Source organism: Streptomyces laurentii, from assembly GCF_040635425.1.
Taxonomy (GTDB): domain Bacteria; phylum Actinomycetota; class Actinomycetes; order Streptomycetales; family Streptomycetaceae; genus Streptomyces; species Streptomyces laurentii.
In genome coordinates this window covers 39942-61352 of the sequence record NZ_JBEYHT010000050.1, presented here as the reverse complement: position 1 = coordinate 61352, position 21411 = coordinate 39942, and the positions used below count along the sequence as shown (strand labels likewise).

General features: G+C 73.4%; 20 protein-coding genes, 1 tRNA gene and 1 pseudogene. 5 read left to right on the top strand and 17 right to left on the bottom strand.

Annotation, left to right across the window (positions count from 1 at the left end):
• Positions 1 to 615, bottom strand: a pseudogene (locus ABZ693_RS26665) (hypothetical protein); the annotation flags it as partial.
• 26 nt (positions 616 to 641) lie between these two features.
• On the bottom strand, positions 642 to 2048 hold the full coding sequence (locus ABZ693_RS26660; protein WP_359882055.1) for a peptidoglycan-binding protein: 1407 nt from the start codon (positions 2046 to 2048) through the stop codon (positions 642 to 644).
• A 183-nt stretch (positions 2049 to 2231) separates the two neighbouring features.
• Between ABZ693_RS26660 and ABZ693_RS26655 the strand changes: the two genes are divergently transcribed.
• Positions 2232 to 2305, top strand: a tRNA-Lys gene (locus ABZ693_RS26655).
• 55 nt (positions 2306 to 2360) lie between these two features.
• Here the strand turns inward: ABZ693_RS26655 and ABZ693_RS26650 are convergent.
• The 3 genes from ABZ693_RS26650 to ABZ693_RS26640 all read right to left on the bottom strand — a co-directional run bounded on the left by ABZ693_RS26650 (position 2361) and on the right by ABZ693_RS26640 (position 4500).
• Positions 2361 to 3020 (bottom strand): class F sortase, encoded by a 660-nt coding sequence (locus ABZ693_RS26650; RefSeq protein WP_359882052.1) that lies wholly within the window; start codon positions 3018 to 3020, stop codon positions 2361 to 2363.
• Positions 3021 to 3024: 4 nt separating this feature from the next.
• Positions 3025 to 3849, bottom strand: coding sequence for a hypothetical protein (locus ABZ693_RS26645; protein ID WP_359882050.1), 825 nt, complete (start codon positions 3847 to 3849; stop codon positions 3025 to 3027).
• Positions 3850 to 3948: 99 nt separating this feature from the next.
• The gene (locus ABZ693_RS26640) at positions 3949 to 4500 is read right to left on the bottom strand and encodes a YceI family protein (protein ID WP_359882048.1); all 552 of its coding nucleotides are present in this window, start codon (positions 4498 to 4500) and stop codon (positions 3949 to 3951) included.
• A 292-nt stretch (positions 4501 to 4792) separates the two neighbouring features.
• Between ABZ693_RS26640 and ABZ693_RS26635 the strand changes: the two genes are divergently transcribed.
• Complete coding sequence (locus ABZ693_RS26635) at positions 4793 to 5572, top strand: HAD-IIA family hydrolase (RefSeq protein WP_359882045.1); 780 nt, start codon at positions 4793 to 4795, stop codon at positions 5570 to 5572.
• Positions 5573 to 5647: 75 nt separating this feature from the next.
• Here ABZ693_RS26635 and ABZ693_RS26630 read toward each other — a convergent pair whose 3' ends face one another.
• The 8 genes from ABZ693_RS26630 to ABZ693_RS26595 form a co-directional block, all read right to left on the bottom strand.
• The gene (locus ABZ693_RS26630) at positions 5648 to 7240 is read right to left on the bottom strand and encodes an alkaline phosphatase family protein (protein ID WP_359882043.1); all 1593 of its coding nucleotides are present in this window, start codon (positions 7238 to 7240) and stop codon (positions 5648 to 5650) included.
• 140 nt (positions 7241 to 7380) lie between these two features.
• On the bottom strand, positions 7381 to 8469 hold the full coding sequence (locus ABZ693_RS26625; RefSeq protein WP_359882041.1) for a 2-aminoethylphosphonate ABC transporter substrate-binding protein: 1089 nt from the start codon (positions 8467 to 8469) through the stop codon (positions 7381 to 7383).
• 222 nt (positions 8470 to 8691) lie between these two features.
• Entirely contained in the window at positions 8692 to 9489 is a 798-nt protein-coding gene (locus ABZ693_RS26620; RefSeq protein WP_359882038.1) for an ABC transporter permease, read from the bottom strand.
• On the bottom strand, positions 9476 to 10504 hold the full coding sequence (locus tag ABZ693_RS26615; RefSeq protein ID WP_359882035.1) for a 2-aminoethylphosphonate ABC transporter permease subunit: 1029 nt from the start codon (positions 10502 to 10504) through the stop codon (positions 9476 to 9478). The genes ABZ693_RS26620 and ABZ693_RS26615 overlap by 14 nt, the downstream gene beginning before the upstream one ends.
• A complete protein-coding gene (locus ABZ693_RS26610) occupies positions 10497 to 11612 on the bottom strand; it encodes an ABC transporter ATP-binding protein (protein WP_359882032.1) in 1116 nt (371 codons plus the stop codon). The genes ABZ693_RS26615 and ABZ693_RS26610 overlap by 8 nt, the downstream gene beginning before the upstream one ends.
• The gene (locus ABZ693_RS26605; protein WP_359882030.1) at positions 11609 to 12313 is read right to left on the bottom strand and encodes a phosphonatase-like hydrolase; all 705 of its coding nucleotides are present in this window, start codon (positions 12311 to 12313) and stop codon (positions 11609 to 11611) included. Before ABZ693_RS26605 ends, ABZ693_RS26610 begins: the two co-directional genes overlap by 4 nt.
• Before the next feature lie 4 nt (positions 12314 to 12317).
• Positions 12318 to 13439: a TIGR03364 family FAD-dependent oxidoreductase gene (locus tag ABZ693_RS26600; protein WP_359882027.1), complete on the bottom strand. Its 1122-nt coding sequence runs from the start codon at positions 13437 to 13439 to the stop codon at positions 12318 to 12320.
• Between the two features lie 222 nt (positions 13440 to 13661).
• The gene (locus tag ABZ693_RS26595; RefSeq protein WP_359882025.1) at positions 13662 to 14051 is read right to left on the bottom strand and encodes a VOC family protein; all 390 of its coding nucleotides are present in this window, start codon (positions 14049 to 14051) and stop codon (positions 13662 to 13664) included.
• Positions 14052 to 14154: 103 nt separating this feature from the next.
• Here ABZ693_RS26595 and ABZ693_RS26590 point away from each other — a divergent pair, with 103 nt between their 5' ends.
• Positions 14155 to 14982 (top strand): TetR/AcrR family transcriptional regulator, encoded by an 828-nt coding sequence (locus tag ABZ693_RS26590; RefSeq protein WP_359882023.1) that lies wholly within the window; start codon positions 14155 to 14157, stop codon positions 14980 to 14982.
• Between the two features lie 7 nt (positions 14983 to 14989).
• On the opposite strand, the gene ABZ693_RS26585 is transcribed toward ABZ693_RS26590, so the two are convergent.
• Both ABZ693_RS26585 and ABZ693_RS26580 read right to left on the bottom strand, forming a co-directional pair.
• Positions 14990 to 15775, bottom strand: a complete 786-nt coding sequence (locus ABZ693_RS26585) for a GntR family transcriptional regulator (RefSeq protein ID WP_359882022.1) — start codon at positions 15773 to 15775, stop codon at positions 14990 to 14992.
• Between the two features lie 50 nt (positions 15776 to 15825).
• A complete protein-coding gene (locus ABZ693_RS26580; RefSeq protein WP_359882019.1) occupies positions 15826 to 16944 on the bottom strand; it encodes a hypothetical protein in 1119 nt (372 codons plus the stop codon).
• Positions 16945 to 17171: 227 nt separating this feature from the next.
• Between ABZ693_RS26580 and ABZ693_RS26575 the strand changes: the two genes are divergently transcribed.
• A complete protein-coding gene (locus ABZ693_RS26575) occupies positions 17172 to 17591 on the top strand; it encodes a hypothetical protein (protein ID WP_359882016.1) in 420 nt (139 codons plus the stop codon).
• A gap of 65 nt (positions 17592 to 17656) precedes the next feature.
• Positions 17657 to 18769: a Gfo/Idh/MocA family oxidoreductase gene (locus ABZ693_RS26570; RefSeq protein ID WP_359882014.1), complete on the top strand. Its 1113-nt coding sequence runs from the start codon at positions 17657 to 17659 to the stop codon at positions 18767 to 18769.
• Positions 18770 to 18825: 56 nt separating this feature from the next.
• On the opposite strand, the gene ABZ693_RS26565 is transcribed toward ABZ693_RS26570, so the two are convergent.
• Together ABZ693_RS26565 and ABZ693_RS26560 are read right to left on the bottom strand one after the other, a co-directional pair.
• Positions 18826 to 20217, bottom strand: coding sequence for a choice-of-anchor A family protein (locus ABZ693_RS26565; protein ID WP_359882011.1), 1392 nt, complete (start codon positions 20215 to 20217; stop codon positions 18826 to 18828).
• Between the two features lie 265 nt (positions 20218 to 20482).
• Positions 20483 to 21340 (bottom strand): fumarylacetoacetate hydrolase family protein, encoded by an 858-nt coding sequence (locus ABZ693_RS26560; protein ID WP_359882009.1) that lies wholly within the window; start codon positions 21338 to 21340, stop codon positions 20483 to 20485.
• Positions 21341 to 21411: the final 71 nt, after the last annotated feature.

Here is a 21411-nt window from a genome sequence, read left to right as displayed (position 1 = left end):
TGCGGGGTTTACCGCGGCGGGTGGGGGGGCGGGGGCGGGGGCCGACCCCGCCCCCGGCCCCGGTTCCGGGGAGGCGTTCTCCGTCGGCGGCGTGGGGGCGGGCTCGACCGTCCGCTCCAGGACGACCGGGGCAGGTGAGGCAACCGGGACCTCAAACACCTCAACCACTTGAGGGGCCTCTGGGGCCTCTGGGGCCTCTGGGGCCTCTGGGGCCTCAACTGCCTCGGACACCTCAGCCACCTCAAGGACATCCGCAGCAACCGCCGCAGCGACCACCGAAGCGGCCGGAACCACCTCCGGCTCCACCACCGGCGGCTCCGCCACGGCCACCTCCACGGCCATCACCGGCGCCGCGACCGTCTCGACGGCGCCCTCCCCCCGCACCTCCGGCGTCTCGCCCGACGAGCCCGCGCCCTCGGGTTCCGGCGGTGGCGTCCCCGTATCGCCGCCGGACGCCGGCCGGTCGTCGCCCGGCGGGGCGGCGCTCGGGCGCAGGCGGCCGTCGGTGAGCCGGCGGGCCGTGCGGGCCGCGTCGCGGCTGGCGGCCGCGCCGGCTTCGGCCGGGAGGGGGCCCGGGCCCGGCGTCATGGGGGTCGTGGGGATCGATGCCGTCATTCGGTCGTCACCTCATGTTGTCGGGGTCATCGGAACAGGCGCCGCCAGGTCTCCGGGCCCGGGTAGCCGTCGGCCGCCGCGCCACGCCAGCCCTGGGCGCGCTGGAAGGACTCGACGTTGCGGCGGTCGGCCTCTGTCCAGCGCGGACCGGGACCCGACGTGTAGTGCTTGCCGAAGCCCCGTTTGACCAGCTGCTTGCCCAGCTTCTCCACATATGCGCTGGACTGGCCCGGACGGAAGGAGCCACGCCCGGGGAACGCGCTCGCAGATCCGCTCGACCCGTCCGGACCACCCGAACCGCCGATGTCCCTGCCCTGCCCCGTCACCAGCAGCGACCAGGTCCGCGGCCCCGGCAGTCCGTCCGCCGCGCTTCCCTTCCAGCCCTGCGCGCGCTGGAACGCCTCGGTGGCCCGCCGGTCCGCCTCGCTCCAGCGCGAGCCCGGCCCCTGGCGGTAGAACGACCCGCCACCGCGCGCCACCAGCAGCTTCCCGAGCCGGGTGACGTACGCGTTGTCCGCGCCGGGACCGAACTTCCCGGCGCCCGGGAACGCCGTGGCCGCCGCGCCCCCGCCCGTACCGCCGGCTCCGCCGCTCCCGGTCAGCCCCTTGTAGCGGTAGGCGACGTACCGGTCGGCGTCCTGCCAGTACGCCATCGGCGTCGTCCGCTTGCGCGTGCCCGGCTTGGTCTGCTCGTAGGCGAGGTACGAGGTGTGCGAGGCGTCCGTCCAGCCGCCGAAGATCGTCACGTGCGAGCCGCGCGTCGGACTGGCCGCGTTGTGGAAGAGCAGGATGTCGCCGGGCTGGAGGTCGGCGCGGGAGATCCGGTCGGCGAAGCGGGTGAGGCTGCCCGTCCACTCGTTGGCGGGGAGGTTCCAGGCCATCGAGATGTAGCCGGAGCAGTCCTGGCGGTAGCCGTCGCTCCAGTAGCGGTCCATCGCGTACGGGACCTTGGCCGTCACCCACGTCTTGGCGCGGTCGACGATCGCGCCGCGGGTGGTCTTGCGCAGGGTCGGGACGGCGCTGCGGGTGGCGGCCTGGATCGCGTCCGGCACGGAAGCCGGAGCCGGGACCGGGGCCGAGGCGGGTGCCGACGCCGGGCCGGAACCGGCGGCGCGACCGCGCAGTGGCCCCTGGTCCCCCTGCGGGGTGCCGGGGTCCGCCGCCCGGTCCGCGACCGGGGTCACGCTCCCGGCTCCGCTCGCCCCGCTCGCCACGGGCGCCGGCTCCGCCGCGGCGGCCAGGCCCGCGCCTCCGGCGCCGAGCACCGCCCCTGTGGCCGTGACCAGCACCAACGCGCGCCGCGCGCCATGCGCGGCCGGGTGGCCCCCGGCCCGTACCGGAAGACCGAGCGCGTGGGCGCGCCGCTGCCCGGCACAGCCCGCGCACCCGCAGTCGGCCTCGGGCTCGAACTCTTCGAAGACCGGCACACTCATGTGTTCCCCTCCACACTCGTCAAGATCTCTTGGCGCTCTGACACGGGCGCCAGTGTCTCAACTGTCTGGACAAATCGCATTTTGACGGAATGAAGGCCCAGTACGACCATCCGACAGGCCGGACCGGGCGGGAAATGGTGCGGAGCACGGTCGGAGGTCCTGTAGAGTTATCTCTGTCAGCAGGCGCCGCTAGCTCAGTTGGTTAGAGCAGCTGACTCTTAATCAGCGGGTCCGGGGTTCGAGTCCCTGGCGGCGCACGCGAAGACTGAGGCCCTTCACCATCAGGTGGAGGGCCTCAGTCGTATGTCCTGTTCAGCGGTCCGGGGGCGGCTCCCACACATCGGTCAGATACGCGGAGACGACGACGTTCGCCGTGTACGCGCCGGACGCCCGGTCGAAGGCGCCGCCACAGGTGATCAGCCGCAGCTCGGCCTGGCCGGGCAGCCGCCGGCCGTACGCCGCGCGCGGGTCGAAACCGTCCCTGGGCAGAACCTGTACGTCGTCGACGGTGAAGCGCGCGACGCTCCCGTCCGAACGGGTCACGGCCACCTCCGCGCCGGGCCGGATCGCGCTCAGCCCGTAGAAGACGGCGGGGCCGGTCTCGGTGTCGACGTGCCCGACGAGGAGCGCGGCCCCGGGGGCGCCCGGCCGGGTGCCGGCCTCGTACCAGCCGACGGTGTCGGCGCTCGCGTACGGCGGCGGCTCGATCGCCCCGTCCGCGTCGAGGCCGCGCGGCACGACCGGCGCCGACACACCGATCGACGGGATCTCCACCCGGCGCGGGCCGACCGCGGCGACCGGGGCGTGCGCCGGGGGGAGCGGGACGCCCGGCGGACGCCCCGCGGCGGCTATGTCGCCGGTGGTCGGCGCCGTGGTGAGGCCGGGCGACGGGACGGCGTCCTGGCCCCAGAGCCACAGGCCCAGCACGAGGGCCGCCCAGGCCGTCCCGGTCAGCGCCCGCCCGGAGGGCATGCGCTCAGTCCGCGACCCGGCCGGCGCCGCCCCCGGAATCGGCCCCGGCACTCCCCTCGGCCCGGCGTCGGGCGCCGCCCCGGACGGCGACGGCCGCGGCGGCGAGGGCGGCGAAGACCAGCCCGAGGACGGTGTACGGGGTGCCCAGACCCTCGTCGCTCGCCGTCTGCGCCACCCCTGGCGCGGCCGGCGCGGCGAACGCGGCCGTCCCGCCGCCGCCCGCGTGGACCGGGGCGACCGGGGAGGGGTGGGAACTCGGCCGCCGGGCCGGCTCCTCGCTCCGCGGAATCCTGAGGGTGCCGACGTCCTGGTGGCCGTGGCCGTCGCAGAACACGCTGACCGGGTACGTACCCTCGTCGAGGCGGTCCTTCAGCCGGGCGTCACCGGACAGCTCGCCGCCCTTCCCGCGCCCCTGATCACCACTCCGGTCTCCACCCCGGTCACCGCCCCGGTCACCGGACCGATCGCCACCCCAATCACCGCTCTGGCTCCACCACTGCCCCTGCCCCTGGTCCTGCCCCCATCTCCGCTCCCAGCCGTGGCCTTGCACCGGCCCCCGGCTCTGGTCCTGACTCCGGTCCTGGCTCCGCCCCTGCCCCTGCTCCCGGCCGGTGAGCCGCGCCCCGGCGGTGAAGGCCGGGGACGTGGCGGTCCCCGAGTCGCCTCCACAGCCGGTGACCTTGAGGGCGACCCCGGCACCGGGCGGCGCGTTCGGCGGGGTGACCGTGACCCGGACCTCGTCGTGGGCCTGGGCGACGCCCGCCGCGGGCGCGAGCACCAGCACCATGGCCGCCGTGGCGGCACGCAGCGCGATGGGACCTGAACGCATGGTGACCTCCTGGTACTGGCAGATTCACCCGAATCGCCCCCGCCCGCATCCCGGGTGGGCCGGCGGGGCGAGGGCGTCGGTCGGGCCGCGTCCGGCGGATCAGCCCTGCTTGATCGCGGAGATGTCGAACTCCAGGACGACCTTGTCGCCGACCAGGACGCCGCCGCCCTCCAGGGCCGCGTTCCACGTCACGCCGAAGTCCTTGCGGGAGATGGTCACGGACCCCTCCAGACCGACCCGGAGGTTCCCGGTCGGGTCGACGGCGTTGCCCGTGTACGCGAAGTCGATGGTCAGGGAACGGGTGGTGTCCTTGATGGTGAGGTCGCCGGTGACGCGGTAGTCGGTGTCGGAGCGCACCTCGACGGCGGTGGTGCGGAAGGTGATCTCGGGGAAGTTGGGCGCGTCGAGGAAGTCGTTGGTGCGCAGGTGCTGGTCGCGCTGCTCGACGCCGGTGTCGATGCTCTCGGTCTTGAGCACCACCTGGGCGGTGGACTTCGTGGGATCGGCGCCGTCCAGGTGGGCGGAGCCCTCGAACTCGTGGAAGGCGCCGCGGACCTTCGTCACCATGGCATGACGGGCGACGAAGCCGATCCGGGTGTGGGCGGGGTCGAGGACGTAGTCCCCGGTGAGTGCGGAGAGGGGCGTGGTCAACGGTTCTCCAGGGGGTCTGGATCCCGGCGGCGGTCCGCGTGGATCGTTCCGGACCACGCTAGGACGTGACCGCCGCCCCGCCCGGCCTGACGCGCAGGGCGGGCGGGGGAGGAAGCGGCGAAGGCGACGGGCAAGGAAGCAGGGAAGCAAGCGGTGAGGGAACGAGGGAGGAACGGGGCGGAATCCGCCCCGACCGGCCGCTCGGGTCCACAAGCCCAGGCCCTAGGCTGAGGGCGTCGGCACAGCGTCGTCCCGGCGCCCCAGCAAGCCGCCCCGACAGGAGACCGGCAACATGACAGAGCGCAAGCCCATCGAATCGTGGCTCACCGACATGGACGGCGTGCTGATGCACGAGGGCATCCCGGTGCCGGGGGCCGACGCGTTCATCGCCAAACTGCGCGACTCCGGCCGCCCGTTCCTGGTCCTCACGAACAACTCCATCTACACCGCCCGCGACCTGAACGCCCGGCTCAGCCGCATCGGCCTGGACGTCCCCGCCGAGAACATCTGGACGTCGGCGCTCGCCACCGCGAAGTTCCTCGACACCCAGCACCCGGGTGGCTCCGCGTACGTCATCGGCGAGGCCGGGCTGACCACCGCGCTGCACGAGGTGGGCTACATCCTCACCGACGCGGACCCCGACTTCGTGATCCTGGGCGAGACCCGGACGTACTCCTTCGAGGCCATGACGAAGGCGGTCCGGCTGATCAACAACGGCGCGCGGTTCATCGCCACGAACCCCGACGAGACCGGCCCCTCCGCCGAGGGCGCGCTGCCCGCGACAGGCGCGGTCGCCGCGCTCATCACCAAGGCGACGGGCAAGGAGCCGTACTTCGTCGGCAAGCCGAACCCGCTCATGATGCGCACCGGCCTCAACGCGATCGGGGCGCACTCCGAGAGCAGCGCGATGATCGGCGACCGGATGGACACCGACATCCTGGCGGGTCTCGAAGCGGGCATGGAGACGTTCCTCGTCCTCACGGGCCTGACGGCGCCGGCGGACATCGGCAAGTTCCCGTACCGCCCGACCCATGTGAAGGACTCGATCGCGGACCTGGTCGAGTACATCTGACGCGGTACCGCGGGCGTCCCCGGTCGGGTCGGGGCAGGACGCCCGGGCCCGACCGTTCGCAGGAGTCCCGGCGGGTCAGGACGTCGTGACCTCGACTCCGTCGATCACCCAGTACCAGTTGTTGGCCCCGGTGTAGCGGAACCGGAAGGAGACGCTGGACGCGCCGGCCGGCACGGGGACGGTGACCGTCTGCGGCTTGGAGAGCACGTCCGCCGTGTAGCTCTTGACGACCGTCGGGGTACCGCCGTTGAAGGATGCCAGGATCTGCGCGCTCTGGGCGCCCTCCTGCCGGTAGAGGGTGGTGAAGGCGAGGTTCACGCGGGCGGCGCCGGCGACCGCGTACGCCGGGCTGACCAGCGTCGTGTCGTACGGGCCGGAGAAGGCCTTGTCGGACCACTCGTCGGAGTCGGCGACGGCGAACACGCCCCGGGAGCGCACGTTCAGCTCGCGCCACTGGTCGCGCTCGGAGCGGGACCAGAACTCGTCGGTGGCGAAGGACCAGCCGCGCCACTCGGTCACCCCGCCCGTGCCCATGGCGTTGTCGACGACCGACCAGCCGCTGGGCGCGGTGTGGGTGAAGCCGAGGACGCCGGCCGGGATGCCGGTCTCGTCGGCGCGGCCGGCGAGGGCGGGCAGCAGGGTGTCGAACGGGTCGGTGGAACGCTTCTGCACCGGCTTGCCGTCCAGGCCCCAGGCCGGGTCCGGGGTGATGCCGAGCTGGTGGAAGACGGTGGCGGCGACGTCGACCAGGCGGGTGTCGACGGGCCGGGCGCCGGCCGCGATGCCGGGGCCCTGGGCGAGCACGAACGTCCGCCGTTCCTCGACGCTGGAACCGCCGTGGCCGCCGGCGTCGGTGTGGCCGTGGTCGGTCGCGACGATGACCGTCCACTCCTCGGCGGCGCGGGTCGGGCGGGCCTCGATGGCGGCGAGGAGCCGCCCGAGGTAGCCGTCCTGGACGTCGATGGCGGCGAGGTAGCGGGGGTCGGCGGCGCCGTGGTCGTGGCCGATCTCGTCGGTCTCGCCGAAGTAGACGAAGAGGACGTCGGGGTTCTGGTGGCGGAGCACGTCCTCGGTGATCTCGGTGATCGTGAGGTCGTTGACCGCGTAGTCGTTGTTGTAGACGACCTTGGCGTCGGCGCCGGGAGTGACGGTCCCGAACGTGTCGAGCTCGGGCCAGTCGACGGCGGCGAACAGCGACAGCTCCGGGCGCACCTGGTGCAGGCGGGCGAGGAAGCCCGGGTAGGCGCTGTAATTGCGGCCGGTGAAGGTGTTGTCCTTCACGCCGTGCTTGTCGGGCCACACGCCGGTGGAGATCGTCGACCAGCCGGGGCCGGAGAGGGTCGCGGCCATCGGGTTGCTGTAGAGCAGCGACCGGCCGTAGGTGCCGTTCGCCATCAGGGACTTGAGGTGCGGGGCCGCGGCGGCGTCGATGCGGTCGTGGCGCAGGCCGTCCATGCCGACGACGAGCACCTTGCGGATGCTGGTGCCGTTCGGGAGCGTCGGGGCGGCGACGGCGGAGGCCGAGGCGGTCGTGGCGGCCGCGGCGGCGGGTGCGGTGACCAGGCCGGCGGCGGCGGTGGCGACGGCGGCCGTGGCACCGGCGGCCAGCACCGAGCGCCGGGTGGGGCCGTGGGGAGCCGTGGGACGGGACGGGCCGGGGGTCGGCATGCGAGAGCCTCCAGAGGGGGGATTGCGGGCATGCCAACACCCCTGGCGCACCAGGGGTGTTGGCCTGTGGTCCGTACCCGTTATCCTTCCGCGACCCCCTGGCGCGGAAAAGAGTCGCGCGGTGGTGGTCCGGTGAACTCTCAGCTGCCGGTCGCGGACTTCCAGGCGTCGACGTACGCGGTCAGGTTCTTGTCGATGTCGTTCCAGTCCGGCTCGAAGACGTCGACGCCGACCAGCAGCTTCTCCAGCTCGATCGCGTTGGAGTCGGTGGGCCGGATGTCCCGGCGGGCCGGGAAGCCGCCGCCGATGGCGCTGATCTCACGCTGGGCCTGGTCGCCCAGCATGAAGTCGAGGAGCTTCTTGCCGTTCTCGGTGTGCGGGGCGCCCTTCACCAGGCCGCCGGCGTAGGGCAGGGCGAAGGTGGTGGGCGTGCCGCCCTGCTTCGAGGGGAACCAGATCGAGAGGTTCGGCATGGACTTGGCCTGCGCGAAGTTCATCTGGACGTCGCCGTTGGCGACCAGGATCTCGCCCTTGTCGACCTTGGGCGCGAGCTTGGAGGTGGAGGAGGACGGGCCGACGTTGTTGGCCTGGAGCTTCTTCAGGTACTCCATGGCCTGGTCCTTGCCGCCGAAGTCGTGCATGGCCTTGATGAGCACGGCCGTGCCGTCGCCCGCGACGCCCGGGGTGGAGTACTGGACCTTGTTCTTGTACTTCGGGTCGAGCAGCTGCTCCCAGGTCGTCGGCGCCGGGTCCAGCTCCTTCTTGTTCTGGATGAAGCCGAAGTAGTTGTTGACGACGGACACCCAGGTGCCGTTGCCCGCCTTGTTGGCGCCCTCCACCCGCTCGGAGTTCTTCGGCTCGTACGTCGCGAGCAGGCCCTTGGAGTCGGCCTGCTGGATGAACGGGGGCAGGGTGACGAGGACGTCGGCCTGGGTGTTGCTCTTCTCGCGGGCGGCGCGCTGCACCATCTCGCCGGAGCCGCCCTCGACGTACTTCACCTTGATGCCGGTCTCCTTCTCGAAATCCTTGAAGACCTTGTCGTACCAGCCGTCGCCCGCCTCGCCCTTGAGACCGTCGGCGCTGTAGACGGTGACGACCTTCTCGTCGGCGGCGGAGGCGCCGCCGCAGGCGGTGAGCGTGCCGGCGAGGACGAGGCAGCCGGCGACGGCGGCGACCGGCTTGACGGAGGAGGCGCGAAGGACGCGGGAGGAGCGGGGGGTGGTGCTCATGGGTTCTTCTCCAGGAGGGTACGTCGGGAGGCGTGGGGCGCCGGCGCGGTGCCGGGGGTGCTAGGGCCTTTCTTTTGGATCAGGCTGGATCAGGGAGCGGGGTCCGGTGCGTGTGATCGCAAGGCGGAGGAGGGAGACAACGCGGAGCGTTGGCGACTGACGACAACGCGGCGAGCGCGCGTGCCGGACCCCGCGAGCCCAGCAAGATCCAAAAGAAAGGTCCTATCGGTACGTGGCCTTGGTGCGGATCCGGGACACGGCGAACAGCACGAGGAGGGTCGCCGTCATCAGGACCACCGCGAGCGCGGAGCCGGTGAACAGCGAGCCCCGGTCGGTGGCCGTGAAGATCCGCACCGGCAGCGGCAGCCAGTCCGGCGGGTAGAGCATCATCGTGGCGCTCAGCTCGCCCATGGACAGGGCGAAGCAGAGGCCGGCCGCCGCGTTCAGCGACGGCAGCAGGAGCGGCAGCCGCACGCGGAGCAGGACGTACGAGGGACGGGCGCCCAGGCTGGCCGCCGCCTGCTCGTACATCGGGTCGAGACGCAGGATGGCCGCCGAAACCGACTGGTAGGCGAACGCGGTGACAAGAATGGTGTGCGCCAGGATCACGATCCAGCGCGTTCCGTTGAGCAGGAACGGCGGCTGGGAGAAGGCGACCAGGACCGCGAGGCCGACGACGACGGACGGCACCGCCACCGGCAGCACGAACAGCGCGTCGAGGATCCGGCGGCCCCGCTTCCGCAGCGCCGCCGCCGTGAGGGCGGCCCAGGTGCCGAGGACGAGCGCGAGCACGCCGGCGGTGAGGGCGGTGACCAGGCTGGTGGTGAGGGCCTGGAGGGACTCGCCGCGGACGGCCGCCGTGTAGTGCTCGGTGGTCGGCCCGGAGGGGAAGGCGCCGGACCAGTTCGTGCTGAACGAGGCGGTGACGATGACGAGGAGGGGCAGGGCGAAAAGCGGGACGAAGAGGACCGCGAACAGGGCCCAGGCGCCCCAGCGTCCGGCGCGGCTATGCACCAGCACGGCGACCGCCTCCCGCCTGCGATCGGGCGGCACCGGTCCGGGAGACCAGGACGCGGTAGAGGGTGTAAAGACCCACGGAGATCACCACGTTGACGACGGCGACGACACAGGCCGCCGCGTAGTCGGATTCGAGGATGGCCTTGCCGTAGACGAGCATCGGCAGGGTCGTGACGCCCTTGGCGCCGGTGAACAGCACGATGCCGAACTCGTTGAGGCACATGACGAGGACGAGGCTGCCGCCGGCGGCGAGCGCGGGCAGCGCCTCGGGCAGGATCACCTTGCGCACGATGCGCGGCGCGCGGGCGCCGAGCGAGGAGGCGACCTCCAGCTGGGCGGTGTCGAGCTGCGAGAAGGCGGCGAGCAGGGGCCGCATCACGAACGGGGTGAAGTACGTGATCTCGGCGAGCAGGACGCCCCACGGGGTGGTCAGGAACGCGAACGGTCCGCTGTCGGCGCCGGTGACGTCCGTCCACAGTCCGTTGGCCATGCCCGCCGTGCCGTACAGGAACAGCAGGGCGAGCGTGATCAGGAAGGACGGGAAGGAGAGGAAGACGTCGATGAACTTCGACACCGCCCGGGCGCCGGGGAACGGCACGAACGCGATCACCAGGGCGAGCACGAAGCCGAGGACCAGACAGCCGGCGGTGGCCGCGACGGCGAGCCACACGGTGGTGCCGAGCGCGTCGCGGAACGCGGCGGAGGCGAAGACCTGGGCGTACGCGCCGGGGGCGAGGGACTCGCGGACGACGAGCGCGAGGGGGTAGAGGAAGACGAGGCCGAGGGCGAGGACCGGGGGCAGGGACCAGACCCAGGCGGGGGTGGTGCGCCGCCTGGGGGTCTCCCGTACGGGATCCGGCGTCTCGCGTACGGGGGCGGGGGCCGGGGCCGGGGAGGGGCCCGGCTCCGGCGCGGTCTCGGACGCGGTCTCGGCTCCGGACTTCGTCCCCTTCGCCAGCGCGGATTCGGTGCCGGGCCCGGCGGCCTTCTTGGTGAGCGCGGGGCCCCGGCTAGCCATCGTGGTCTCCCGCGTTCACTCCCGCCGCCAGCAGGACGGCGTCCTCGCGCGCGAAGTGGAGCGTCACCTCGTCCCCGACGGCCGGGGTCTCGCGCAGTTCGCGGACATCGGCCTTGACCCGGTGGCCGGCGGTGCCGACCGTCACGTCCAGGCGGTGGGTGGCGCCGCGCCACTGCACCTCGGCGATCCTGCCCTGGAGCGCGTTGGGGCCGGGGCCGAGACCGACGAGGTGGGGGCGGACGCAGAGGGTGGCGCCGGCGCCGGGGGCGATGTCCGCGACCGGCACGTCGAGGGCCAGGTCGTCGAGCAGGACGCCGTCCTTCCCGTCCGAACGGACCGTCACCGGCAGCAGGTTGGCGTTGCCGACGAAGGAGGCGGTGAACTCGCTGCGCGGGTTGCGGTACAGCTCGCGCGGGGTGCCGCAGTCCTGGAGCCGGGCCCGGTCCATGACGGCGATCCGGTCGGCCAGGGTCAGTGCCTCGACCTGGTCGTGCGTCACGTACAGCATGGAGACATGCGGCAACTCACGGTGCAGGCGGGCGAGTTCGGTGAGCATCCCGGAGCGCAGCCGGGCGTCCAGCGCGGACAGCGGCTCGTCGAGGAGCAGCACGTCGGGGCGGATGGCGAGCGCGCGGGCGATGGCGACGCGCTGCTGCTGGCCGCCGGACAGCTCGCGCGGGTAGCGCTGCGCGTAGGCCGCCATGCCGGTCATCTCCAGGGCCTCGGCGACCCGTTCGGGTATCTCGGCCTTGGGAAGCTTGCGCGCCTTCAGGCCGAAGGCGACGTTGTCGGCCACCCGCATGTGCGGGAAGAGGGCGTACTGCTGCACGACCATGCCAATGCCGCGCCGGTACGGCGGCAGGTCGGTGACGTCGCGGCCGCCGATGAAGACCCGCCCGGCGGCCGGCCGGACGAATCCGGCGACGGCGCGCAGGGCGGTGGTCTTGCCCGAGCCGGAGGGACCGAGCAGGGCCATGACCTCGCCGGGTTCGACCGTCAGGTCGAGGTGGTCGAGGACGGTGGTGCCGTGGTACGCGACCGAGACGCCGTCGAAGCGGATGCCCGAGGCGGCCGCTGCGCCGGCCGCCTCGGCGGGAGGCGCCGTCATGCCTCGTACTCCCCTATCAGCGCGGGCAGTCCGGCGACCGACGGCAGGACACGGGTGGCGCCGTGATCGGTGAGCGCGTCTCCGCCGTGGGCGCCGGTGAGGACGCCCGCGACGATCCCGGCGCCGGAACGGACGCCGCTGAGCATGTCGTACGAGGTGTCGCCGGCGACCACGATCCGCCGGACGTCGTCCACGGCGCCGGTGCGCAGGAACGCGGCCAGGACCATGTCCGGGTAGGGCCGGCCGCGACCGCCCGCGTCGGCCGGGCACAGGGTGAGGGCGACGGAGTCGCGCCAGCCGAGGGCGTCGAGGATGGCGTCCTGGGTGACCCGGGCGAAGCCGGTGGTGAGGACGACGGTGCGGCCCTGCTCGGTGAGGGTGGCGATGGCGTCGGCCGCGCCGGGGAGGGCTTCGATCCTCCCGGCCGCGACCAGCTCGCCGTACGCGTCCTCGAAGGCCAGGTTGGCCTGCTGGGCGCGGGCCTCGTCGCCGCCGAAGAGGTGCCGGAAGACGGAGATCTTGGACTCGCCCATGGTGGCGCGGACGTAGTCGATCATCGTCGACGGGTCCTCGCCGAGGCGCTCGGCGGCGGTGGCGAAGGCCTGCTCGACGAGGCCGCCGTCGGCGACGGTGGTGCCGGCCATGTCGAGGACGACGAGGTCGTGGCGCTGTGCGGATGCGGCGTGTGCTGCGTTGTTCATGGGTTCACCAGCCCAGTTCGTTCGCGGTGGTCTCGGCGATGGCGGGCGAGCAGGTCATGCCGCGGCCGCCGGGTCCGGTCACCAGCCACACGCCGTCGCGCACCTGCTGGCGGTGGACGACCCGGGTGGTGTCGACGCACTGCGCGTACACGCCGGCCCAGCGGCGGCGGATGCGCGGCAGCGGGCGGCCGAGGAAGGACTCGACCACGCGCGTGAGGTGCTCGTACGGCTCCTCGACGGTGTCGAAGGCGAAGGGGTGCTCGTACTCGTGGGTGTCGCCGATGGTCAGCCCGCCGTCGAGGCGCTGCACCATGAGCAGCTGCATCTTGTGGGCGGCGGCGGTCGGGTCCTGGGCCTGGGAGGCGTTGAGCTCGTCGAGCGCCTCGGAGGCGTAGGCCGGGTAGTAACGGAAGGAGTCGGCGTCGGCGACGGAGGTGGTGAGCGCCTCGCCGAGCGGCTCCGTCTGCATCATCTGGAGCCGGACGCGGCGGACCGGGATGTCGCCCGCGACCTCGCGGACCAGGCCGGACAGCCAGGCGCCGGTGCACAGGACGACGGCGTCGCCGGAGTGGACGTCGCCGTGGTCGTCGCGGACCGCGTTCTCGCCGACGACCTCGCGGACCTCGCGGTTCGGCAGGAAGGTGTAGCGGCCGGAGGCCAGCAGCGCCTCGCGGAGGGCGAGTTGGGCGGTACGGGGCTCGACGGCGGCGTCCCGCTCGCACCACAGGGCGGCGTCGAAGGAGCCGCGCAGGGCCGGGTTGACCGCGCGGGCCTCGTCGGCGGTGAGCAGCTTGTAGCCGCGGGCGGCGGCGTCGTCGCGGGCCACGGCGGCCTCGGCGACGGCGCGTTCGAGGTCGCCGCGGATCGGGGTGAGCGAACCGATCGCCCGGAAGCCGAGCTTGGGGACGCGGGCACCGATTCCCTCCCACAACTCACGGGCGCGCAGGGCGGTGTCGAGCTCCTCGCCGCCCGCGCGGCCGCTGACCCAGACCTGACCGAAGTTGCGCAGCGAGGCGCCGCGCGCCTCCGCCTCACGCTCGAGGTGCACGACCTCGTGGCCGCGTTCCACTGCCTGCCAGGCGTGCATGGCACCCACCACGCCGGCTCCTACGACGATGACCTTCATGGCACTTACCGTCGCGGCGGCGGGTTGCCCGGACCGGTCCGGTGGGCGACGGGACGGTGAACGGACCGACAAGCCTGGACTAGACCCGTTACCCTCCCGTGATCTTCTGCGGTCGGGGACGGGCCACGAGGAACGACCTCGGGGATCCCTCGGAAGTCCGGGAATCCCCAAGGCCGTTCAGGTCCCCGCGTCAGCGAGTGACACCCCGGCCGGGCCGCGGCCTCACTGAGCGGTGGGCGCGTTCCAGTCGACCAGCTGGACGATGACGCCGTTGGGGTCGCGGACCTGGAAGGCGCGCTCGCCCCACTCCTCGTCGGTCAGCGGCATGGTGATCGCGACGCCTTCGGACTTCAGCCGCGCCAGCTCGCCTTCGAGGTCGTCGACGACGAAGGCGAGGATCAGGCCGGCGGCGTGCGCGTCGCGCTGGTCCGCCGGGAGGGATTCCAGCCCCCGGCGCAGGAAGACGACGTTCACGCCGGCGTCGTCGCGGGTCAGGGACGCGAAGCCGTCGGCGGCCATCTCCTCACGGAATCCGAAGTGTTCGACGAGGAAGGCGCTGGACGCGGGGACGTCCTCGACATTGAGCGACACGGCAGTAGAGGTGATCTTCATGGGCACTCCTCCGGGATCGCACAGGGTTCTCATTCTCTGTACGTCGTACAATGTACATCGTACAGAGAAAATATGCGAAGTGATTCCGCGAGAGGATGACCCTGTGCCTACGGAACGAACCAGCGCGGGCGACCCCGCCCACACCCTCCGCCTGCTGTGGCGCGACGCCTCCCCCGACGCCGCCGCCCCCACCGACCGCCGCCGGGGACCACGCCGGGGCCTGAGCATCGACGCCGTGGTCGACTCCGCCACCGCCCTCGCCGACGCCGAGGGCCTGGACGCGCTGACCATGCGCCGGGTGGCCAAGGAACTCGGCGTCGTCCCGATGACGCTGTACACCTACGTCCCCGGCAAGGCCGAACTCCTCGACCTCATGCTCGACGCCGCGTACGCCCGCATGCCGCGCACCGACACCGCCGGGCAGCCCTGGCGCCGGCGCGTCACCGCGGTCGCCGAGGAGAACACCGCCCTCTTCGCCCGCCACCCCTGGGCCGCGGCCGTCTCCACCACCCGGCCGCCGCTGGGGCCCGGGCAGATGGCGAAGTACGAGCACGAACTGTCCGCGCTCGACGGCCTCGGCCTCGGCGACGTGGAGATGGACGACTGCCTGACCCACCTGCTCACCTTCGTGCAGGCCTGCGCCCGCGCCGCCGCCGACACCCGCGCGGCCCAGCAGGACAGCGCCATGAACGACGGGCAGTGGTGGGAGCTGAACGCCCCGCTCCTCGCCCGGGTCCTCGACGAGAAGGCGTACCCGACCGCCGTCCGGGTCGGCGCGGCGGCGGGCGCCGCGCACGCCAGCGCCCACGACCCCGCCCACGCCTACACCTTCGGCCTGCGCCGGGTCCTCGACGCCTTCGCCGCACTCATCGACGGAGCTGATGGAGCTGACGGGACGGGTGGGACTGGTAGGACTGGTGGGCCGGCCTGAGTAGGCCCTAGGGGCGCGCCTGTCGGCCCAGGTGGGCGGTGAAGCTGAACCGGTCCCCCCGGTAGAGGGTGCGCACCCGCTCCAGCGGCCGGCCGGCGGTGTCCCGCGAGATGCGGTGGATCAGCAGCATGGGCAACGCGGGCGGGGTGCCGACGAGCAGCGCCTCGCGCGGGGTGGCGAGCACGGTCTCGATCCGCTCGTCGGCGTCGCCGAAGGACACCCCGAGCCGGTCGTGGAGATAGGTGTAGAAGGAGGAGTTCGGGTCGAACTCGGCGTCCAGGCCCGGAGCTCGGGCCTCGGAGACGTACGTGCTCTCCAGGCCGACCCGCTCGTCGTCGGCGAGCAGCACCCGCTCCATGTGCCACACGGGCGCGCCGGCCGCCACGCCGACCTCGGGCGCGAGCGCCTCGGGGCACGGGAACCGGTCGAGGGAGATGAGCGTACGGCCGGGGCGGCGGCCCTGGCGGCGGACGCCCTCGGTGTAGCTGGCGAGCGACAGCGGCTGCTCCAGCTTGGGCCCGGCGACCACGGTCCCCCGCCCCTGCCGGCGCAGCCGCCCCTCCAGCAGCAATTCGCGCAGCGCCTGCCGGACGGTCTCCCGGGACACCTCGTGGCGCACGGCGAGATCACGCTCCGTCGGCAGCAGCCCGCCCTCGCCCAACTCGTCGATGAGCGCGGCGACTTTGACCTTGACCGCGTAGTACTTCGGGATCCGGCCGTGCTCGGGAATGCCGGACCGGACGGGCGCGCCGGGCTGCGGCCGCAGGTCCGAGACGCTGCTCTGGTTCTCCACGCGGCGATGGTCGCAGACGCGGGTGAACGGCAAGGTGTACGGAGCGTGACCTACGCGTGCCGGGCGCGACGGGTGCGGGCGGCGGCACGGCGGCGGGCCGGGAACAGGAGCGCGGCGCCCGCGGCGAGGAGAGCGGCGGAGACGGGGGCGAGGAGGAAGGCGGATTCCCGTCCCGTACGGGCGAGTTCGGGCCGGTCGGGGGCGACGCTGTCGGTTTCGGTGTCGGTTTCGGTGTCGGTTTCGGTGTCGGTTTCGGTGTCGGTTTCGGTTTCGGTGTGGGTATCGGCATCGGTATCGGTATCGGTATCGGTATCGAACCCGGGGTCGGTCTCCGGGGTGGGGCTGGGGGTCGGCTTCGGGGCCGGGGGCGGGACGGGCTTCGGGATCGGGGGCGCACCAGGGTCGGTCTTCGGGGTCGCGGGCAGGGCGCTGGTGCGGGGATCGGGTTCGAGGGGCGGGACCGACGCGGCGGCGGAGGGGTGCGCGGAGGGGCCCGGACGGACGGCGGGCGATTCGGTGTCCGGGGCGATTCCGGCGTCCGGGTCGCCCGAGCCGATGGTCAGCCGGTACACGCCCGTCTCCCCGACCCAGTCGCCGTCGTCGCCCCGTTTCCGCACGATCGCGGCGCTGACCTCGACCTCCTCGGACGCGGCGCCCGCGCTGAACGCGAGCCGTACGGGGACGGTGAGCGTCCCGCCCGCGGGCACCGTGAACCCGCGGAACGCCAGCCCGCCGCCGGGCGTGGCCGGGGCCTCGTCGAACACGCCGACGCTCTCGTCCTGGTCGGTGCCCTCGAAGGTGACCCGCCGCCACTGCCGGGCCTCCGCGTCGTGGAACTCGGCCCGGATCTGGGCCGGCCGCAGCGCCCGGTCGTGGTCGGCGAGGACGAGGACCGGGTGGAGGTCGCCGCAGGGCGCGCCGGTGGTGTTGGTGAGGTCGAGGTCCCAGGTACGGAAGCCGCCGCCGGGCGGGTAGTCGACGGGGCCGCCGCGGATGACGGCCTCGACGGGGAACTCCCGGGCGCCGGCCGCACCGCAGCCGGGCGCCCGCGTCTGGGCCCGCGCGGGGATCTCTTGGGCGTGGGCTTGCGCGAGAGGGACCGAGACGACGGGTGCGGCGGGGACGGCGGCGGTCAGGGCGGCGAGGGCGAGGGCGTTGCGCAGTCGCATGGGCGGGTGCCTTTGCAGCTCGCGGACGTGCGGTTGCCCGCGACGCTGCCACGCCGGGCGGGCGCGCGGGGCCGCGGCGCGGCGCCGCCCTCCGTACGCCTCACCCCTTCCGCCCGATCAGCGTATGGTCCGCCTGTCCGCTCATCGGATCGCCGGTCTTCCCGGCCCTCCCGGTCCTCCCGGTATTCCCCGAGCTCGCCGAACCCGGGCCGCGTACCCTCGACGCCATGCCTCGCAGTGGGAACACCCCTCGCCGCCTCGTCGCCGACGGACGCGTCTACCTGTGGTCGCTCCGCCACCGCCACGACACGGCGGCCGACGGCCGGCCCTCGAACTGCCGCGAGACCCTGACGCTGTTCCCGCAGGAGGCGGGCCCCGGACGCCCCGCGCTGCACATCGTGTTCACCGAGGGCCCCGGCCGATACGTCCCGGGCGGTGCTCCCCTGGGCTCCGGCGACGTCGGGTACACCCGCGGCGCCTCCCTCAACCTGCACGAGCCCGGCGCCGTCCGGGCCCTGCTCGACGAGGCGCTGGCCCGCGGCTGGCAGCCGGGGGCACAGCAGCGGGAGGAGCTCGACGGCTGGACCTTGCTGGAGGCGGCGGCCGCCGCGCTGGACGCCCGGCGGAGCGAGACCGCCGACTCGTAGCCTCGTACGTCACGTACACAGGTACGCGTTAGCGCTTCGGCGGCGGCACCGCCAGAGTGGACACCATGATCTCCCCTGCCCCCGCCTCCTCCCCCGCCACCCCGTCGTCGCCGCTCCGCGTCGGGCTCGTCGGCTACGGCCTCGCCGGCTCCGTCTTCCACGCCCCGCTGATCGCCGCCTCCCCCGACCTCGTCCTGGACACGGTCAGCACCGGCAACCCCGAGCGCGCGGAGCGGGCCCGTGCCGCGCACCCCGGCGTCCGGGTCGCGGGCTCGGCCGACGAGGTCCTCGCGCGGGCCGGCGAACTCGACCTGGTCGTGGTCGCCTCGCCCAACAAGACCCATGTCCCGGTCGCCACCGCCGCCCTGGAGGCGGGCCTGCCGGTCGTCGTCGACAAGCCGCTCGCCGCCACCGCCGCCGAGGCGCGCGCGCTCGCCGCCCTCGCCGAGGACCGCGGGCTGCTGCTCTCGGTCTTCCAGAACCGCCGCTGGGACAACGACTTCCTCACGCTCCGCGCGCTGATCGCCGAGGGCGCGCTGGGCGAGGTGCAGCGCTTCGAGTCCCGGTTCGAGCGCTGGCGGCCGCAGCCGAAGGGAGGCTGGCGCGAGTCCGGCGACCCGGCGGAGATCGGCGGGCTGCTGTACGACCTCGGCAGCCATGTCGTCGACCAGGCGCTGGTCCTGTTCGGCCCGGTCGTCCGCGTGTACGCCGAGTCCGACGTGCGCCGCCCCGGCGCCGAGGCCGACGACGACACGTTCCTCGCGCTGACCCACGCGAACGGCGTCCGGTCCCACCTGTGGGTGAGCGCCACCACCGCCCAGCTCGGGCCGAGGTTCCGGGTGCTGGGGCAGGAGGCCGGGTTCGTGAAGTACGGGCTCGACCCGCAGGAGGCCGCGCTCCGCGAGGGCCGGCGCCCTGGCGCCGGCGGCGGCCGCGGGTGGGGCTTCGAACCGGAGGGGCTGTGGGGCCGGATCGGCTCCGGCGAGTCCCCGCTGACCGGCGGCGGCACCCCGGTCCGGACCCTGCCGGGCGACTACCCCGCCTTCTACGCGGCCGTCGCCGCCGCCCTGCGCGGCACCGGCCCGAACCCGGTGCCGGCCGCCGAGGCCGCCGCCGCGCTCGCTGTCCTGGAGGCGGCCCGGCGGTCGGCCCGCGAGGGCGTCACGGTCACGCTGTGACGCCCTCGGGGTGACCTCGGTTCGGCCTCGGAGCGAGCGGCCGGGGCCGGGGCCGGTCAGCTCATCCGGCGGCGGCGCCGGGTGAGCGCCACCAGGACACCGCCGGCGAGGGCGAGCCCGGTGGCCGTCGCGCCCATCACGATCTTTCCGGTCATCGACCCGGCGCCCGTGTCCGGCAGGTGACCGTCCGGCGCGGGGTGCGCGCGTACGCCGTACCCGCTGCCGTATCCGCCACCGGAGCCGTACCCACCGCCCGAGCCACCCGGGTGCGTGGGGGTCGGGGTCGGTGTCGGGGTGGGAGTCGGCGTCGGAGTCGGTGTCGGGGTGGGGGTCGGCGTCGGAGTCGGTGTCGGGGTGGGAGTCGGCGTGGGGGTCGGGGTGGGAGTCGGCGTGGGGGTCGGGGTCGGCGTCGGCTCGACCGCGCAGGACGGCAGATCACCGTTGAAGGGGTACGCGTGCATTTCCTGTCCGCCGCCCCCGCTCGCCGCCGAGGTGTGGACGAACGAACCGCTGGTGTAGAAGCGCCCGTTCATGCCGGGCATCGTCACCGTCGACGTGCCGGCCGGGTTGCCGACGAGCACGCTGCCGTCGAACTGCGCGCCACCTTCGAAGATCACGTCCGTCGCGTCCGGGAAGTTCCACAGCACCCGCTCGCGCAGCCCGTCCGGAAGCCCGTTGACGTAGGAGTCGATGGTCCGGCTCGGCCCGCCGGTGACGTTGACGAGCACGGTCGCGTCGGCCGGGATGCCGGTGAAGCTCAGCCCCTGCGAGCCGCCGCTCGCCGACTCCATGTCGAAGTCGACGTTGAAGACCTGGAGGGCGGAGTGGCCGTCGCCGGTGAAGGCCGTCTCGTAACCGAGGTTCACGGCGGTACCGGTCGCGGTGCGCGGTGCCCCGTTCTCGTAGGCGTAGCAGAGGCTGGCGGCGGTGAGTTCCCCGCGCAGGGCCCGGTACCGGTCCGCCGCGGTCGGGTCCTCGACGGCCGAGGGCTGGACGGTGCCGCTGAGCACGCCCCCGTACCGTACCTCTCCGAAGGCCCCGTCCTCTTCGGCGAGCAGGCGCTGGCCAGGGGCGATGGTGATGTCATTGCCGGTGGTGAGGTAGTCGGTGCCGTTGTCGGGCGGGACGCGCGAACCGGCGCCCACGACACCGACGTTGTAGACCTGCGAGCCCCCGGCCCGCTTGTTCATGTCGAAGTCACCGAGGACCACGACCTTGCCCTCGGCCTCCGCCGCCGCCTGGAGGACGAGGAAGTCGTCGCCCACGAAGATGTTGATGTTGTTGTCACGGCCGGCGAGGGGGCCGTTGTTGACCTCGGGGAACGGGCTGGGGCAACTGCCCGGCAGGCAGGGGCCGAGACCGCCGGGAAGCGGGTCGGCGAGGGCCTGGGTGGCGAGAGGGCCCACGAGTGCGGCGACGGCGGCCGCCGCGGCAGCCGTCGTCGCCACTCCTCGACGGCGTCGCCGTGTTACATGTGCGTGCATATGCGGCAATATGCAGACTTTGACGCTCCGACAGGACGCCGACGCGCGGGAAGAGCACAACGTCGCCGTAAAAAATCGTATGGAGAGACAAGAATCCCGGGTGTGGCGAGGATGCCGGACTCCCGGGGAAAGGCCGCGGGGCCGGGACGAGTCGGCTTCGGCCGCGCGGCCACTCACCCGAGGACGGCCCCCGGGACGGCCCCGAGGACCGCCCCGAGAGCGGCCCCGGCTACGCGCTCTTCAGCTCCTGCCGCTGCCGCCCCAGCCCCTCGATCTCCAGCTCGACGACGTCACCGGGCCGCAGGTACGGCTTGGGCTCCGGCTGCCCGAGGGCGACACCCGCCGGCGTACCGGTGTTGACGATGTCGCCGGGGTGCAGCGTCATGAAGTGGCTGACGTACCGGATCACCTGGGCGACCGGGAAGATCTGGTCGGCGGTGTGGCCGTCCTGCCGGAGTTCGCCGTTGACCCACAGCCGCAGCGAGAGGTCCTGCGGGTCGGGGACCTCGTCGGCGGTGACGAGCCACGGCCCGAGCGGGTTGAAGGTCTCGCAGTTCTTGCCCTTGTCCCAGGTGCCGCCGTGTTCGATCTGGAACGCGCGCTCGGAGACGTCGTGGGCGATCGTGTACCCGGCGATGTGCGCGCGGGCCTCCTCGTCGGTCTCCAGGTAGCGGGCGGTGCGGCCGATGACGACGGCGAGTTCGACCTCCCAGTCCGTCTTCTCCGCGCCGCGCGGCACGAGCACGGTGTCCTCCGGGCCGACGACGGTGTCGGCGGCCTTGAGGAAGAGGACGGGTTCGGCGGGCGAGGCGGCGCCCGTCTCGGCCGCGTGGGCGTGGTAGTTCAGGCCGACGCACACGACCTTGCCGATCCGGCCGACCGGCGGGCCGGTGCGCAGCCCGGCCGGGTCGAGCGCGGGCAACACCCCGGCGCCGAGCGCGGCGCGGATCCGTTCGAGCGCGGAGCCGTCGGAGAGGAGCCGGCCGTCGATGTCGTCGACCAGCGCGGACAGGTCGCGCAGCGTCCCGTCCTGGTCGAGGAGGGCGGGCCGTTCGGCGCCCGCCGGACCGACGCGCAGCAGCTTCATGGTCTTCTCCCTCTGGTCGGACGGCCCGCGGGAGCGGACCGCCTGGCACCCCGGCCGATGGAGTGCGGCCA